Annotated in this window: 13 protein-coding genes, 1 tRNA gene and 2 other RNA genes; 8 read left to right on the top strand and 8 right to left on the bottom strand. The window is 52.2% G+C overall.

What is annotated here, in order from left to right; genetic code table 11:
* Window positions 1-12: 12 nt before the first annotated feature.
* The 7 genes from cheA to otsB form a co-directional block, all read right to left on the bottom strand.
* Complete coding sequence (cheA, locus tag NP77_RS10045; RefSeq protein WP_003849143.1) at window positions 13-1,995, bottom strand: chemotaxis protein CheA; 1,983 nt, start codon at window positions 1,993-1,995, stop codon at window positions 13-15.
* 11 nt (window positions 1,996-2,006) lie between these two features.
* Entirely contained in the window at window positions 2,007-2,948 is a 942-nt protein-coding gene (gene motB, locus NP77_RS10040) for a flagellar motor protein MotB (RefSeq protein WP_003849141.1), read from the bottom strand.
* Complete coding sequence (gene motA, locus NP77_RS10035) at window positions 2,945-3,832, bottom strand: flagellar motor stator protein MotA (RefSeq protein WP_003849139.1); 888 nt, start codon at window positions 3,830-3,832, stop codon at window positions 2,945-2,947. The genes motB and motA overlap by 4 nt, the downstream gene beginning before the upstream one ends.
* A gap of 132 nt (window positions 3,833-3,964) precedes the next feature.
* Window positions 3,965-4,543 (bottom strand): flagellar transcriptional regulator FlhC, encoded by a 579-nt coding sequence (flhC, locus tag NP77_RS10030; protein WP_003849136.1) that lies wholly within the window; start codon window positions 4,541-4,543, stop codon window positions 3,965-3,967.
* A complete protein-coding gene (gene flhD / locus NP77_RS10025; protein WP_003849135.1) occupies window positions 4,540-4,893 on the bottom strand; it encodes a flagellar transcriptional regulator FlhD in 354 nt (117 codons plus the stop codon). Before flhD ends, flhC begins: the two co-directional genes overlap by 4 nt.
* Before the next feature lie 1,042 nt (window positions 4,894-5,935).
* Window positions 5,936-7,372: an alpha,alpha-trehalose-phosphate synthase gene (otsA, locus tag NP77_RS10020; protein ID WP_003849133.1), complete on the bottom strand. Its 1,437-nt coding sequence runs from the start codon at window positions 7,370-7,372 to the stop codon at window positions 5,936-5,938.
* Window positions 7,369-8,157, bottom strand: coding sequence for a trehalose-phosphatase (gene otsB, locus NP77_RS10015; RefSeq protein ID WP_039660018.1), 789 nt, complete (start codon window positions 8,155-8,157; stop codon window positions 7,369-7,371). Before otsB ends, otsA begins: the two co-directional genes overlap by 4 nt.
* Window positions 8,158-8,610: 453 nt before the next feature.
* On the opposite strand from otsB, the gene eptA reads away from it, so the two are divergent.
* The 8 genes from eptA to NP77_RS22895 all read left to right on the top strand — a co-directional run bounded on the left by eptA (window position 8,611) and on the right by NP77_RS22895 (window position 14,055).
* Window positions 8,611-10,239 carry a phosphoethanolamine transferase EptA gene (gene eptA, locus NP77_RS10010; protein WP_039660016.1) on the top strand — a complete coding sequence of 543 codons (1,629 nt, stop codon included), beginning with the start codon at window positions 8,611-8,613 and terminating at the stop codon, window positions 10,237-10,239.
* Window positions 10,239-10,919, top strand: a complete 681-nt coding sequence (gene pmrA / locus NP77_RS10005) for a two-component system response regulator PmrA (protein ID WP_003849128.1) — start codon at window positions 10,239-10,241, stop codon at window positions 10,917-10,919. Before eptA ends, pmrA begins: the two co-directional genes overlap by 1 nt.
* A complete protein-coding gene (gene pmrB / locus NP77_RS10000; protein WP_008925381.1) occupies window positions 10,916-11,974 on the top strand; it encodes a two-component system sensor histidine kinase PmrB in 1,059 nt (352 codons plus the stop codon). Before pmrA ends, pmrB begins: the two co-directional genes overlap by 4 nt.
* Window positions 11,975-12,281: 307 nt before the next feature.
* Complete coding sequence (locus NP77_RS09995) at window positions 12,282-12,848, top strand: flavin reductase family protein (RefSeq protein ID WP_181162200.1); 567 nt, start codon at window positions 12,282-12,284, stop codon at window positions 12,846-12,848.
* Between the two features lie 59 nt (window positions 12,849-12,907).
* On the top strand, window positions 12,908-13,441 hold the full coding sequence (gene msrA / locus NP77_RS09990) for a peptide-methionine (S)-S-oxide reductase MsrA (RefSeq protein ID WP_003849120.1): 534 nt from the start codon (window positions 12,908-12,910) through the stop codon (window positions 13,439-13,441).
* Between the two features lie 176 nt (window positions 13,442-13,617).
* Window positions 13,618-13,705: transfer RNA gene (locus NP77_RS09985), tRNA-Ser, on the top strand.
* A 46-nt stretch (window positions 13,706-13,751) separates the two neighbouring features.
* Window positions 13,752-13,880: non-coding RNA, RtT sRNA (locus NP77_RS22900), on the top strand.
* A gap of 46 nt (window positions 13,881-13,926) precedes the next feature.
* A non-coding RNA gene (locus tag NP77_RS22895) (RtT sRNA) lies at window positions 13,927-14,055 on the top strand.
* A 116-nt stretch (window positions 14,056-14,171) separates the two neighbouring features.
* Here the strand turns inward: NP77_RS22895 and NP77_RS09980 are convergent.
* Window positions 14,172-15,176 (bottom strand): LacI family DNA-binding transcriptional regulator, encoded by a 1,005-nt coding sequence (locus NP77_RS09980; protein WP_039660015.1) that lies wholly within the window; start codon window positions 15,174-15,176, stop codon window positions 14,172-14,174.

Here is a 15,176-nt window from a genome sequence, read left to right as displayed (position 1 = left end):
TTTCGTTATCAATCAGGCGGCAGCGCCAGCCACACGTTTTTCACGGTTAAGTGATTGCAGTGCTGAAACATCGACAATCAGCGCTACGCTACCATCGCCAAGAATGGTGGCAGCAGAGATGCCCGGCACTTTGCGATAGTTACTTTCCAGGTTCTTCACCACCACCTGATGTTGACCAATCAGCTGATCGACCAGCAGCGCATAGCGTTTGCCCGCGCTTTGCAGGATCACCACGATGCCCTGAGTGGCTTCGGTTTTAGCATCCTGCACATCAAAGACGTTCCACAACTCAACCAGTGGCAGATATTCACCACGGACTTCCAGTACGCACTCGCCACCGGCCATCGGTTTGAGATCTTCGGCACGCGGTTGCAGCGACTCCATCACCGCATTCAGCGGCAGAATAAAGACTTCATTGGCGACGCGAACGGACATGCCATCAAGGATGGCCAGCGTCAGCGGCAGCAGAATACGAATGGTCGTGCCTTTGCCCTGCTTCGAGGCGATTTCAACGTGACCGCCCATCTCCTGAATATTTCGTTTCACCACGTCCATACCGACGCCGCGTCCTGAAACATCCGTCACCTGCTCCGCTGTAGAGAAGCCTGGTGCGAAAATCAACATGCCGACCTCTTCGTCGCTCATGTTCTCATGGACTGGCAGGCCCGATGACAGTGCTTTTGCAAGAATACGTTCACGGTTCAGACCGGCACCATCATCAGAGACTTCGATGCAGATGTTGCCACCCTGATGTTCCGCTGAAAGCGTCAGGTTACCGGTTGCCACTTTACCGGCGACAAGGCGTTTCTCTGGCGTTTCGATACCGTGGTCAAGACTGTTACGCACCAGGTGTGTTAATGGATCAATGATGCGTTCAATCAGGCTCTTATCGAGTTCGGTTGAACTGCCCAGCAATGTCAGTTCGACCTCTTTGCCAAGTTTGCTTGCCAGGTCACGCACCAGACGCGGGAAGCGGCTGAAGACATATTCCATTGGCATCATACGAATCGACATCACCGATTCCTGCAGATCGCGGGCGTTACGCTCCAGCTGACCCATGCTGTTCAGCAGGTCGCCGTGCGCCACCGGATCGAGTTCGCCGGAACGCTGGGCGAGCATTGACTGGGTAATCACCAGTTCGCCCACCAGGTTGATCAGCTGATCGACTTTCTCCACGGCTACGCGGATGCTGGTGGATTCGCTTGATTTAGCCGGCGCTGCAGCGCGCTTAGTTTCACGCTTCGCCGCTGCCACAGGCAGTTCGGTGACGGTCGCGGTGTGAACCTCTTCCACCACAGGTGCGGCGGGAGCGGCGACGGCAACCGGCTCAGCAACAGCGTCATCAGCTGCCGGGAAGCGAATTTGCGCTTCGTCAATGACGAAACAGAGCACCGCCACGATGTCATCTTTACCGACGCCATCAATGCAGACGTCCAGCATGTTGCTGCCCTTCTGCACATTGGTCAGCGTGCCCAGATTACTCATCTCTTCCAGCATCAAATCGACCTCTTTCTCTTTGAGATCGATCAGCTGTACACGCAGGCCGCTGGTGCTGGCGGGCTCTGCGCTGGCAGTGGCAACACTGGCCGGTGCTTCAACCGGCAGACCTTTGGCCTCTAACGCCAGCTGGCGCAGCGCTTCACAGATATATTTGAAGCTCTCCGCGTTAGGCTCCTGCGCGGTTTTATAAGCATCGAGCTGTTCCTGCATAATATCTTTGGTTTCCAAAAACAGGTTGATGATGTCGGTGCTGAGCTGCATCTCGCCGCGACGAGCACCATCCAGAATGTTTTCCAGGATATGAGTCGTTTCCTGCAATACCGTAAAACCAAAGGTTCCGGCCCCACCCTTTATGGAGTGAGCGGCACGGAAGATGGCGTTAAGCTGTTCCGAATCTGGCTCCTGTGGGTCCAGACCCAACAGGTGTTGTTCCATATCCGCTAATAGCTCATCGGCTTCATCAAAAAACGTCTGGTAAAAATCGCTGATGTCCATACTCACGGGAATCACCTCGGCTGTGAGGGGGCTGCTGTATTCACCGCGCTGCCTGGTGTTGCAGGTGCGGTAATCTGTTCAATCGCCGCCGGATCGCTGATCTGGACGGCATCACTTTCTGCGTTCTCTTTTTCAATTGCCGCTTCGGTGTCGTGGTTCAACACCAGCAGGCTAATGCGGCGGTTTACTGCATCATTCCCGCCACGATTTTTCAGGCTCATGGTGTCGGCCATGCCTAACACCCGTAAAATCTTGCCACTGTCCAGGCCGCCAATAACCAGTTCACGGCGTGAGGCGTTCGCACGGTCAGCCGACAGTTCCCAGTTGCTGTAGCCTTTATCACCGCTGGCATACTGAAAATCGTCGGTATGTCCGGCCAGGCTGATGCGGTTCGGGATGTCATTAAGGATGGGCGCTATTGCACGCAGGATATCGCGCATATAAGGCTCCACCTCGGCCCGACCGGTTTTAAACATCGGGCGATTCTGACTATCAATAATCTGAATACGCAGCCCCTCTTCCACCATGTTGATGATCAGATGCGGGCGCAGCGTTTTAAGGCGCGGATCCGCTTCGATTAGCTGGTCGAGCTTTTCACGCAAACGGTTAAGACGAATCTCATCCAGCTTGCGTTTCTGGGCATCCATATCGACAACTTTATTAACTTCACCAATCTTTTTCGTCGGATCGTCACCGCCGCCAGGGATTGGACTGGTACTGTCGCTGCTGCGTTGACCACCGGTAATCGCAACTTTAAGAGGTGTTTTAAAGTAGTCTGCAATCTGCACCAGCTCCTGCGGGTTGGCGATAGAGAGCAGCCACATCACCATAAAAAAGGCCATCATCGCCGTCATAAAGTCGGCGTAGGCAATCTTCCACGATCCGTGGCTGCCTTCATGGCCTTTATGTTTGCGCTTTTTGATCAGCACAATTGGGCGATTGCCGTGTTTCATGAAGCCTCGTCTGACGTCTGTTTAGCCGGGTTCTTAGCGTTACGCACGTGCTCTTCCAGTTCGCTGAACGATGGGCGCTCGGCGGAATAAAGTGTTTTACGACCAAACTCCACTGCGATTTGCGGCGCGTAACCATTCAGGCTCGACAGCAATGTCACTTTAATGCACTGCATCATCTTGGTGGTTTCCGCACACTTCTGACGCAATACTGACGACAGCGGGGAGACAAACCCGTACGCCAGCAAAATGCCCAGGAACGTCCCCACCATCGCATGCGCGACCAGCGCACCCAGCTCAGCGGCCGGACGGTCAGCAGAAGCCAGTGCGTGAACCACGCCCATTACTGCTGCGACGATACCGAATGCAGGAAGACCATCACCGACTGCAGCAATACTTTGCGCTGGTACGTCACACTCATGTTCGTAGGTCTCTATCTCTTCATCCATCAACGCTTCGATTTCAAAGGCGTTCATGTTGCCGCTCACCATCAGACGTAAATAGTCAGTGATAAAATCGACTAACTGTTTATCGGCAAGAATACGGGGATAATTAGCAAAAATTTCACTCTGGCTCGGATCTTCAATATCCCGTTCCAGCGACAACATCCCCTGCTGGCGCGACTTCGCCATCAGGCGATAAAGCAGCGCCATTAAATCCATGTAAACGGCTTTATTGTATTTGGAGCCGCGAAATAATTTAGGCAGCGCTTTCAGCGTTTTTTTAATCGACTTGCCATTGTTGCCGACTAAAAAAGCACCCGCACCGGCACCGCCGATCATTAATAATTCAGCAGGCTGATAAAGCGCGCCCAGATGGCCACCTACCAGCGCATATCCGCCCAACACGGAGCCTAAAACAATCAGGTAACCTATAATTATCAGCACAAAAAATCCTTACGTCCGTAACGTGTTGGTGGAAGTTAAGCCAGAGAGCTGCAGGTGCTATTCCTGAACCGCAAGCAAAAAAAAAGCAGCGGTATTAACCGCTGCTGGATGGCTTCCACAATGCGAACAAATTTAAACGGCGTGTTTAACCTGTTCATCCAGCAGTTGTGGAAATATATCGGCAGGTTCTGCAGAAAGTTTACGTCTTTTTACGGCACGTGATGGCGGCTGGCACAGGCTGCAGGTAAAGCTGCCAACCGGCTGATGCGCATGGTTAATAAAGCTGCCGCTGCAGCTCTTACAATCCGCCAGTTCCAGCATACCGCTATCAACAAATCGGACCAGGGTCCAGGCTCGAGTCAGCGCCAACAGTGGGCCCTCGTCCGATTGAGGACACTGTTCAAGATACAGGCGGTAAGCTTTGATCACAGCATCTACGCCGCTGCACAGGCCAGTTTTCAGTAAAAACTTCCAGGCGTTACAGAACATCGAAGCATGGATGTTCTGCTCCCACGTCATAAACCAGTCCGTGGAGAACGGCAGCATGCCTTTCGGTGGCGGACTGCCACGTAATTCTTTATAGAGCTTGATCAGACGACCACGACTGAGCTGGGTTTCACTCTCTAACATCTGTAAGCGTGCACCCAGTGTGATCAACTCCATTGCGAGCTGAATATCACGTGCTTCCTGAACAATACTTTTCTCACTCATGACATTGCTCTCTTTTTAGCAGGCGCATCATCTTTAGACGCATTACGCAGTAAACGGCTGGATAATAGAATTCCGGTATGGATTTGCTGTAAATCATCCACGCGAGATTCCTGCGTCAGCCGACTAATGCTGCTGCTGTCGGTAAAACGAAATTGACAAACCAGTTGATTGGTTTCTGCCATTTTTACCATTTCAGGCAATGTTAATTCAGATAATGCGTTCGCCATTTTCTCGTCAATGCCGAGGCGAAACATCGCTGAGGCTTTATCCTGGTTAATTAAGCGCTGTGCCAGCAGTAAATAAGACAAGTTGAGATCGTAAATATGTTTCAGTACTTCAGAGGTGCCCATTATTTTTCCATCCTGAGAGATGCGACGTAACTGTATCGCAGATAAAACTCTGCGGTTCGAGCTGCTGTTTGTTAAATCAAAAGATGGCAAAAAAAACTTCACATATAATTAATGTCACCGTTTTCGCCTTCTGTTTTTTGTGGGTTTCAGACCCACCGAAGGTCGAAAATCCATGCCATTCTATTTTCGAGTTCTGGACATCTTCCGTGACATCTTCTTACGTTTTTTAGGACTAATCCGAAAACAAGGCAAATCTATATCGTCTGATTTCGACATACAACGACAGTGACGCGTAATTTTAGATAAAGTGTGACGTAGATCACACTTTTAAGGCAAATTTCTTCAGCAACCCTTTACGATTTCTTACCGACCGGTCATTTTTTGCTCAAAAAAGAGCAATTTTAAGTCCAATTGGTCCTGAGAAAGGTTTAATAGGGGGTAAAATCATCGCTATTCGACGCTTTGAGCAGTCCGGAATGAATATTGGGTGTTAATCGTTTTAACACCCTATTTAGAACCAGCCAAACACGCGTTATCAGAAGATTGTGCTGGCAGGCGGTGCGCGTAATTGCTGTTAAATTAGTTACTTAACGGGAGTATCGCAGAAGGTAAGTAATGAAACCGTTAAGGTTTATACGGCAGTACGCGAATTTTCTGACAACGGGTGTTAACAGTTGCAGGGATGTGTCCGGGCTGAGATATCCGATGTAACAAGGGGTTACATAAGAATGTCGAATGAATTAACGAGGAGTTATAGGTTGGCACTAACACTATCGGCAGCCTGTCGGAAAACTTGAGTAAAGAAGGTAAATAAAGCGGCAGGGGCCGTGCTGACGGGGTTCGGGACATGGTGGGCATTGCAGGGATCGCAGGGGTTGCAGGAATCGAGCCACTCTGCGCACTCACGGCAGGCACTAACGCGTGCTTACCACATTCGGTCCTTAACAGATGCGGAGCGGCTTTTCTGTGAGCGGTACCAAAAAAAAGCAGCGAAACCCTGACTCGGGTATCGCTGCTTTTATCATCTTAACCTGGACTCAGATCAAGCCAGTTTTGGGAAGGTTGCAACCTTGTTGGCCGTGTTGTGGTCAACGCTACGTGGGTCGATGCGTTCCAGGTCTTTCAGGAAGCTTTCACGCCATGCGGTAATATCATTCTTACGCAATACCGCCATCATGTCGTTGTAGCGTGAAATCCTTTCGGTACGCGGCATGGTAATCGCCTTGTCCAGTGCGGCGGCCACTTCATCACGGTCATAAGGATTGACTATCAGCGCTGAGGTCAGCTCATTTGCTGCCCCGGCAAAGCGCGACAGCACCAGTACGCCTGGATCGTCCGGGTCCTGCGCAGCAACATACTCTTTGGCGACCAGGTTCATCCCATCACGCAGCGGCGTCACCAGACCGACATCGGTGAGGCGGAAGATCTTCATCAGCAGGCGACGGTCGAAATGCTGGTTAAGATAGTAGAGCGGGGTCCAGCCCAGCGTTCCGTACTTACCGTTGATGCGCCCTGCTTCGGTCTCCAGCTGATGACGGATATCCTGGTACGCCTGCACATCGCCACGCGAAGTTGGGGCGATCTGCGAATAGCGGATCTTGCCGCGATGCTCCGGGAAGTTTTCCAGCAGCGCTTCATAAGCCAGGAAACGCTCCGGAAGACCTTTGGAATAGTCGAGACGTTCGCAGGCAATGATGTTGCGCGCATCGCCAAGCTCTTTCTTCATGGCAGCCATTTTCGGCGGCAGCGGTCCTTCGGCCATCTCTTTAATGCTGTCTGGCTCAATCCCGATCGGATACACCTCCGTCATAAAGGTGTTGCCAAAGGCACGATGCTTTTTGTCGCCCTTATTCTGTAACTGCGTGAGCTGGCTGACGCTGTCAAGGAATGCCACCCGATCGGATTCGGTCTGGAAGCCCAGCAGGTCATACTCACACAGCATTTCCAGCAGCTCTTTGTGTGGTGGCAGCGCGTTAAAGATTTCAGGCGTCGGGAACGGAATATGCAGGAAGAAACCGATGCGGTTATTGATGCCTGCGCGACGCAGTGCGGCGGCAAACGGTAAAAAGTGATAATCGTGGATCCAGACAATATCATCAGGCTTGATCAGCGGTTTTAAACGCTGCGCCACCGAATCATTGACGTCGCAATACCCTTCCCACGCTTCACGCTGGAACTGCACCAGGTCGAGGCGATAATGGAAGGCAGGCCAGATCACTGTATTGGAGAACTGACAATAATAGAGATCGTAATCGTTTTGGCTCAGCGGGAACGAGGCATATTCGATACCTTCATGTTCCTGAACCTTGACGTCCTCTACCTCCTCGCCAGTGAACTCGCTGATTTCACCGTTCCAGCCAAACCACATTCCACCGGTGCTTTTCAGAGCATCGAGAATGCCGACGGCCAGGCCGCCAGCACTGGTTTTAGACCCATCTGGCATGGCGACACGGTTAGAAACAACCACTAAACGACTCATAACCTAAACTCCTTACCGACGTTGTCTTGCTCTAATAGTAATAATGTTTTTTCCAGCCAGCCGTAAACCGCATCGATATCACTTAGCCGATAATCGGCCTGGCTGAACCCTTCGCCGACTTTGACAGAAACGCCCTGTCGTTCGTTGACGGCCAGAAAGCCCTTCTCATCAGTGAGATCGTCGCCAATAAAGACCGGCGTACGTCCGGCAAAAGGGGACTGCTGCATAAAGTCGCCTATTGCGGCGCCTTTATCGATACCTGCTGGTTTGATTTCTACCACACATTTTCCCGGCTGAAGCGCCAGTCCCGGGAAACGCTTTACTGACTGTTCGGCCAGTCGCATGACATCCTGCTCATGCTGCATCGCCTGACGATAATGAAGCGCAAAGGCCATGCCTTTGATCTCCAGTTGAGTGCCTGGCCACGCGGCCATGGCCGCCTGCAGTTCGGTTCTGAGCGGTTGCTCAACCTCAGCTGGCAGGCTGATGCGATGCAGATTACCCTCGGCATCACGGCGTTCAGCACCATGCACACCCGCGGCCGGGCCGTGCAGAGGCGCGGCCAGCGCATCAAGTTGTTCTATGGGTCTGCCAGAAACCAGCGCAAGTGCACCCTGTGAGAGTGCAGACAGTCGCTGCAGTTGCGCAATGACCTGCTCAGGAATAAATACCGCTTCGGGACGGGACTGTATCGCTGCCAGCGTGCCGTCGACATCAAAAAAGAAGGCGTATTGCCCGCTGCTTAATGTCGGGTACCTGGCATGGGTATCTGCCGCTTGAGTCACGTTACTTCTCCTGAAAATCGAATTTTAATAAAACATTGAGTTAAAACAAGAATGTCCTGACGCAGTCAGGTCAGCAAGCGGGAAATTCTGATAAAACGGTGATTGAGGGATAAAACGCGGTGATTGAATAGGTCACACTCCTCAAACTTGCAAGCGCATTGCTGACAATACTGGCTAACTGAGAACATCTTCACATTAAGTGTAGTCATTAACAGGGGTTATGCCAGAAATATGCAGTTTTCATGCCAGCCGCTGCGGTTAAGACAGCATAACAGCGCACTGCACATCTGTTTTTTTTAGCTTTACGGGCCTTCGCCGATCCACTGTTCGCTGCGGCCGTTGTTGTATCGCTGCCTCACCAGCCAGCCAGATTCAAACCTTAAGTTTCTTAAGGTATTCCTAATATTGAAAGTGCATTCTCGTGACACTTTTATTACTTTGGTTCCTGCTCACATGGCGTTAACCCTTAAAAGGCCGCTAATCAGCCGCCTTACGTTGTTGATTCTGGCTGCGGTTTACATCGCGATTTTCCTTAATATTGCCTATTACCGTCAGGTGCTGACGATAATGCCGCTGAACGACCTGCATACGACGCTGGTGTTTTTATCAATGCCGCTGGTCGCCTTTAGCGTCATTAATATCGTGATTACACTGGCCTCGTTTATCTGGCTGGATCGCCTGCTGGCCGTGCTGTTTATTCTGCTCTCCGCGTCGGCACAATATTTTATTCAGACCTATAACATCGTGGTCGATCGCTCGATGATCACCAACATGATGGACACCACGGCTTCGGAATCCTTTGCGCTGATCACGCCAAAGCTGCTCGTGACCCTGCTTAGCTCAGGGGTGCTGATGGCGTTGCTGGTGTTCTGGCCGCGAATCAAAAAGCAGCGGTGGCGCGGCGTGCTGGCGCGACTGCTCAGCGTGCTGCTCTCAGCCGCACTGATCGTGCTGGTCGCCCTGCTCTTCTATAAAGATTACGCCTCGCTATTTCGCAACAACCGCGAGCTGGTTAAAGCGCTTAGTCCTTCTAACAGCATTGCGGCGACGCTCTCCTGGTATAAACACGAGCAGCTGCAGAACGCGCCGCTGATTCGTATCGGTGAAGATGCCCACCTGCAACCCAGCCGCAGCAGCGGCAAGCCGAATCTGACGATTCTGGTGCTGGGTGAAACCTCACGCGCGCAAAACTTCTCGCTGGGCGGTTATGGCCGTCTTACCAATCCCTTACTGGCGAAAGATGATGTGATCTATTTCCCGCACACCACCTCGTGCGGCACCGCTACGGCGGTTTCCGTGCCCTGCATGTTCTCTAATATGCCGCGCGCACATTATGATGATGTGCTGGCCGCGCACCAGGAAGGATTGCTCGATGTCATTCAGCGTGCCGGGATCAGCGTGTTGTGGAATGAGAACGATGGCGGCTGTAAAGGTGCCTGCGATCGTGTTCCACATCAGGATATGACCAGCCTGAACCTGCCTGGTATGTGCATTGAGGGTGAGTGTTATGACGACGTGCTGTTCCACGGTCTGGATGAATACATCAGTCAGTTAAAAGGCAATGCGGTGATCGTGCTGCACACCATTGGCAGTCATGGTCCGACTTACAGCCATCGCTATCCGCCGCAGTTCCGTCAGTTTGAACCGACCTGTGATACCAATCAGATACAGGACTGTTCGCAGCAACAGCTGATCAATACTTATGACAATACGCTGGTCAATGTGGATCATATTGTCGATAAAGCCATTAACGTACTGCGTGCGCATCAGGATCGCTTCACCACCAGCCTGGTCTATCTGTCAGACCATGGCGAATCGCTGGGTGAAAACGGGGCTTACCTGCATGGCCTGCCCTATGCTATTGCACCGGATACCCAGAAACATGTGCCGCTTCTGATCTGGCTTTCCGATGATTATCAGAAACGCTATGCCGTTAATCGCAGTTGCCTGAATAAACTGGCGGCGACAGACGAATTTTCACAGGATAATCTGTTTTCAACCATGCTGGGATTAACCGGCACCGCGACTCACGAATATGTGCCTGCGGATGATATTTTGACGTCGTGTCGGAGCCAACCTTAATGAAGATACTGATTGTTGAAGATGATGCTCTGCTGTTGCAGGGTCTGATACTGGCGCTGGAAGGTGAAGGCTATGTCTGTGATGGCGTGACGCGCGTGCGGGACGCTGAAGCGCACTTCGCCAGCGGCCTCTATAGTCTGGTGGTGCTGGACCTTGGCCTGCCGGATGAAGATGGCCTGCATTTTCTGATACGACTGCGTCGCCAGAAGCAGATGACACCTGTGCTGATTCTGACCGCGCGCGACACCATCAACGAGCGGATTGCCGGACTCGACGCGGGTGCTGACGACTATCTGATTAAACCGTTTTCGCTGGATGAGCTGCTGGCGCGTATCCGCGCATTGATCCGCCGCCATGTTAATCAGGGCGACAGTCATGTCAGAGTGGGTGCGCTGGCACTGGATATGACCCATCGCCAGATTATGCTTAATGACGTGCTGCTGGATCTGACACCTAAAGAGTTTGCGATTCTGTCACGGCTGATGCTCAAGGCTGGAAATCCGGTGCACCGTGAAATTCTCTACCAGGATATTTACAACTGGGAGACCGAGCCTTCTACTAATACGCTGGAAGTACATATCCATAATCTGCGTGACAAAATTGGTAAAAGCGCGATTCGCACCGTGCGTGGCTTCGGTTATGCGCTGGTAACGCAGGATGGCGTTCGTGAGGCAACATGATAAGAGGTTTCGATCACCGTAGTATGCGCTTTCGCCTCATTCTGGCTATCGGCCTGATTCTGCTGGTCTTTCAGATCATCAGCGTGATCTGGCTATGGCATGAGAGTAAAGAGCAGATTCAGTTTCTGGTGGAAGCGCAGTTGCAGAAACGTAACATGGACAGTCACGTTAAACGTGAAATTCATGAAGCGGTAGCCAGCCTGGCGGTGCCTAGTCTGGTCATGATTACTCTGACGCTGTTGCTTTGCTATCAGGCGGTAAAATGGATTACCCGGCCGCTTTATCAGTTACAGCGTGAACTGGAGAGTCGCAGCGAAGAAAATCTCGAGCCTGTCGCCTGTTACAGTCAGGTCCATGAGATCGATGCCGTGACCCAGGCGATCAATCAGCTGGTCGCGCGTCTGAACAGCAGCCTCGAGCGCGAGCGGCTGTTCACTGCTGATGTGGCGCATGAGTTGCGAACGCCGCTGGCGGGATTACGTCTGCATCTGGAATTAATTGAGCGTAATAGCGATGTCAAAGTTCAGCCGCTGGTGCAGCGCCTGGATCAAATGACACACAGCGTGTCGCAGTTGCTGAATCTGGCGCGTGCCGGGCAGTCGTTTACCTCTGGTACCTATCAGAACGTCGGGCTGATCGAAGATGTGATCCTGCCGATGGAGGCGGAGCTGAGTATCATGCTGGAGGCGCATCAGCAGACGCTGTTGCTTGATTTGCCGCAGGAGCAGTTTGTGCGCGGTGATGCCACGCTGCTGAAGATGTTGTTGCGTAACCTGGTAGAGAATGCTCATCGCTACAGCCCGGATAACAGCACGATCAGTGTGCAGTTGCTCTCTGCTCCCGACCTGATGTTGGTGGTGGAAGATGAGGGACCCGGTATCGATGAGAGTAAAAGTGGCGAGCTGAGTAAGGCATTTATCCGCATGGACAGTCGTTACGGCGGTATCGGACTTGGGCTGAGCATTGTCAGCCGTATCGTCCAGCTACACCGGTTTCAGTTTTTCCTGGGGAATCGTCGCGACCGAAGCGGGTGTCGGGCCGTCGTTAAATTTTAAGCAGTAAACCAGGCTGACAGGAAAAGAACAACGGTGGCTGCGGCAATCAGCAATGCAGCATATTCACTCATCGGACGTGAAGCAGTAACAGGAAGAGAGACAGGTACAGTTTTCATAATATTATCCTCACTTAGAGCGGGAAGTATCGCGACTGCATATTAAGGAAACCTTAAGGTCGCGATACTGCAGTAAAATGTCAGCGCTCTTCCCTCCGCTATCAACCTCGCATTTCTGACCATTGAGGCTCCTGCTCTCCGCGCCGGGTGCTCTACACTTAATGGCACCCTTACGCTAAAGGAGTTATGTCATGAGCCAACGCATGCACAAATATGCTTTCCCGGTCAGTAAAGCCCGTAAATACCTTGAACCCGGGCCGGTGCTGCTGCTCAGTTCACAGTACAAAGATCACCATGACATCATGACGCTCGGCTGGCACACCGTGATGGAGTTCTCGCCCTCCCTGGTCGGCTGCGTGATTGCCGGCATGAATCACAGCCATGAGCTGATTCGCAATAGCGGTCAATGCGTGCTGAATATCCCTTCGGCCTCACTGATTGATGAAGTTGTAGGGATTGGCAACAGTCACGGCGACCAGCTGGATAAGTTCGAGGCTTTTGGCCTCACGCCAGAACCGGCTCAGGTCGTGGGCGCACCGATGATTGCCGAATGTTTTGCCAGCTTTGAGTGTCAGCTCTATGACGATTCGATGGTCGCTAACTACAACCTGTTTATTTTTGAGATCGTGAAAGCCCATGTTGCTGAGCAGCCGGAATATCCCACGACTCTGCACTACACCGGCGAAGGCCGGTTCAGCGTGATGAGCGAGAAAATAGTGGACAGGAGCAGAGATTTTAAACCGGAGATGCTGATCTAGTTGAAAGCGGTCTGTCGCGCCCCCATTCACCTCTTTCGACCTGACAGGAGTAAATTATTATGGCTATCGAATATGCAGTTATCGCCGGCGGCTGTTTCTGGTGTACCGAAGCGGTGTTTAAAGATGTGATCGGCGTAGAGTCGGTTGAAAGTGGCTATACCGGTGGTGCCCGTCCTAATCCGACTTATGAGCAGGTCTGCAGTGGTGCAACCGGTCATGCAGAAGCCATCCGCATTGGCTTTGACCCGGAGAAAGTGACCTACGGCGATCTTCTGGATATCAGCTTTGTGACGCATGATCCGACCCAGCTTAACCGTCAGGGCAATGATATCGGCACCCAGTATCGCTCGGCGATCTTCCCGGCCAACGCAGAACAGGAAGCAGAAGCGCGCGCCGCCATTGCCCGTGCTCAGGCTGACCATGATGTGCCGGTGGTAACCACCATTGAGCCGCTGAAAGAGTGGTACCCTGCCGAAGCCTATCATCAGGATTACTGGGAAGGCGCGGGCCAGCGCAACGGCTACTGCATGGCGGTAATCCCACCGAAGCTGCAGAAACTGCGCAAAAGTTTCGCGAATCGGGTGAAGAGCTGATTTAGCCTTTAACGAAGCAAAATATGCGACATAAATCCCCGGTTTTATGTCGCAGTAAATCGATTCGTTCAGAGCTTAAGCGAATAGATCAAAAGAGAAAAATAGTGCTTGACCCTTTTCAGCCGACTCCCTATAGTACCGCCCCGTTGACCCAGCGCGGTCGGCGAAGTAAATGTGGTGAGGTGTCCGAGTGGCTGAAGGAGCACGCCTGGAAAGTGTGTATACGGCAACGTATCGGGGGTTCGAATCCCCCTCTCACCGCCACATTCTGAAGAAGAGCCTGAACGTTTGTTCAGGCTTTTTTTTTTGCATATTGCACTGAGAGAGGGGTATGAGAACCCCCGCCGGGGTTCGACAACGGGCAAAGCCCGCTGGACAGCGGAGCCTGCGACGCTGCCCGAAGGGTGAGCGCAGCGAATCAATCCCCCTCTCACCGCCACATTCTGAAGAAGAGCCTGAACGTTTGTTCAGGCTTTTTTTTTTGCATATTGCACTGAGAGAGGGGTATGAGAACCCCCGCCGGGGTTCGACAACGGGCCATGCCCGCTGGACAGCGGAGCCTGCGACGCTGCCCGAAGGGTGAGCGCAGCGAATCAATCCCCCTCTCACCGCCACATTCTGAAGAAGAGCCTGAATGACGGTTATTGTGAGAGCCGCACACCTTTAAATGCAAAGTCACAGCCTTAAATTAACGCATGGCAGACACAAGTCCTGGCGCCTGCCACCAGCATTACACCGCCACAGCCTGCGGCGTCACTGAATCCCGGCTTACCAGCGTTCCCTGATGAGAAGACGGGACGCTCTCATCGGGATGCAATAAAATCTTAATCGCATCCTGTATCATTTCATCAATAGGCACACGAACAGTCGTTAGAGAGGGTGTGTAATACTTTCCAATCACTGAGTCATCAAACCCGGCAAGTGAAATATCGCCAGGTATAGTTTTGCCCGCGTCCTGAAACGCTTTTGCCACACCAATGGCCATGTCGTCATTGGCCGCCAGCACGCAGGTGAACGGAATATTGCGCGCTAATAGCTGGAGTCCGGCGTCGTATCCACTCTCTGTGCTCCAGCTACCCTGCACCACTAATTGCGGATCCGGGTCGATCCCCGCGTTCAGTAGTGCATTACGATAGCCCTGTAAACGACGCTCACCTGTCGGTGAATCATTGCATCCCGATATAAACGCAATCCGGGTATGCCCATGCGCCAACAGATGCGCCATCATCTCTTCACTACTGCGCTGATGGTCGGTGAACACACAGTGGCGTCGATTTCTGATGAGTTCACGATTAATGACCACTATCGGCGTCTGAATTTTATCGACAATATCATCCAGCTCAGTGACTGAAAGATACTTGGGGTAGAGCATAATCGCTTCGCAACGGAGCTCAATAAGTAAGTCAATCGCATTGCGCTCGTCCTGAGCACTGTGTTTACCGTCCGCGAGCACCAACTGACGGTTTTGTTTCTCGCTGAGCGTTGCCGCCTGATAAACCAGGCTTGAAAAAAACGGCCCGTTGTACAATCCGTTAGTGATAACCAGCCCAATCGAATGCGTTTTGTTAGTAGAAAGATTTCGTGCCAGCAGATTGGGTCGATATCCCGTATCAGCTACAGCCTGCATAATTCTGGCTTTCACCTCTTCCCGCACAAAAACCTTGCCACTTAACGCACGCGATACGGTGGCTTTTGATACACCAGCCACCCTGGCGATGTCCTGTATTGTGACCAT

The sequence above is a fragment of the Pantoea sp. MBLJ3 genome, assembly GCF_000816655.1.
Taxonomy (GTDB): Bacteria; Pseudomonadota; Gammaproteobacteria; order Enterobacterales; family Enterobacteriaceae; genus Pantoea; species Pantoea eucalypti.
This window is presented reverse-complemented; position numbering and strand designations above follow the sequence as displayed.

Excerpts from the sequence above, each read along its gene's own strand:
- flhD (WP_003849135.1), bottom strand. The coding sequence starts at position 4,893 with ATGGGCACCTCTGAAGTACTGAAACATATTTACGATCTCAACTTGTCT.
- cheA (WP_003849143.1), bottom strand. The coding sequence starts at position 1,995 with ATGGACATCAGCGATTTTTACCAGACGTTTTTTGATGAAGCCGATGAG.
- NP77_RS09980 (WP_039660015.1), bottom strand. The coding sequence starts at position 15,176 with ATGGTCACAATACAGGACATCGCCAGGGTGGCTGGTGTATCAAAAGCC.
- msrA (WP_003849120.1), top strand. The coding sequence starts at position 12,908 with ATGGCTATCGAATATGCAGTTATCGCCGGCGGCTGTTTCTGGTGTACC.
- otsA (WP_003849133.1), bottom strand. The coding sequence starts at position 7,372 with ATGAGTCGTTTAGTGGTTGTTTCTAACCGTGTCGCCATGCCAGATGGG.
- NP77_RS09995 (WP_181162200.1), top strand. The coding sequence starts at position 12,282 with ATGAGCCAACGCATGCACAAATATGCTTTCCCGGTCAGTAAAGCCCGT.
- pmrA (WP_003849128.1), top strand. The coding sequence starts at position 10,239 with ATGAAGATACTGATTGTTGAAGATGATGCTCTGCTGTTGCAGGGTCTG.
- eptA (WP_039660016.1), top strand. The coding sequence starts at position 8,611 with ATGGCGTTAACCCTTAAAAGGCCGCTAATCAGCCGCCTTACGTTGTTG.
- motB (WP_003849141.1), bottom strand. The coding sequence starts at position 2,948 with ATGAAACACGGCAATCGCCCAATTGTGCTGATCAAAAAGCGCAAACAT.
- flhC (WP_003849136.1), bottom strand. The coding sequence starts at position 4,543 with ATGAGTGAGAAAAGTATTGTTCAGGAAGCACGTGATATTCAGCTCGCA.
- pmrB (WP_008925381.1), top strand. The coding sequence starts at position 10,916 with ATGATAAGAGGTTTCGATCACCGTAGTATGCGCTTTCGCCTCATTCTG.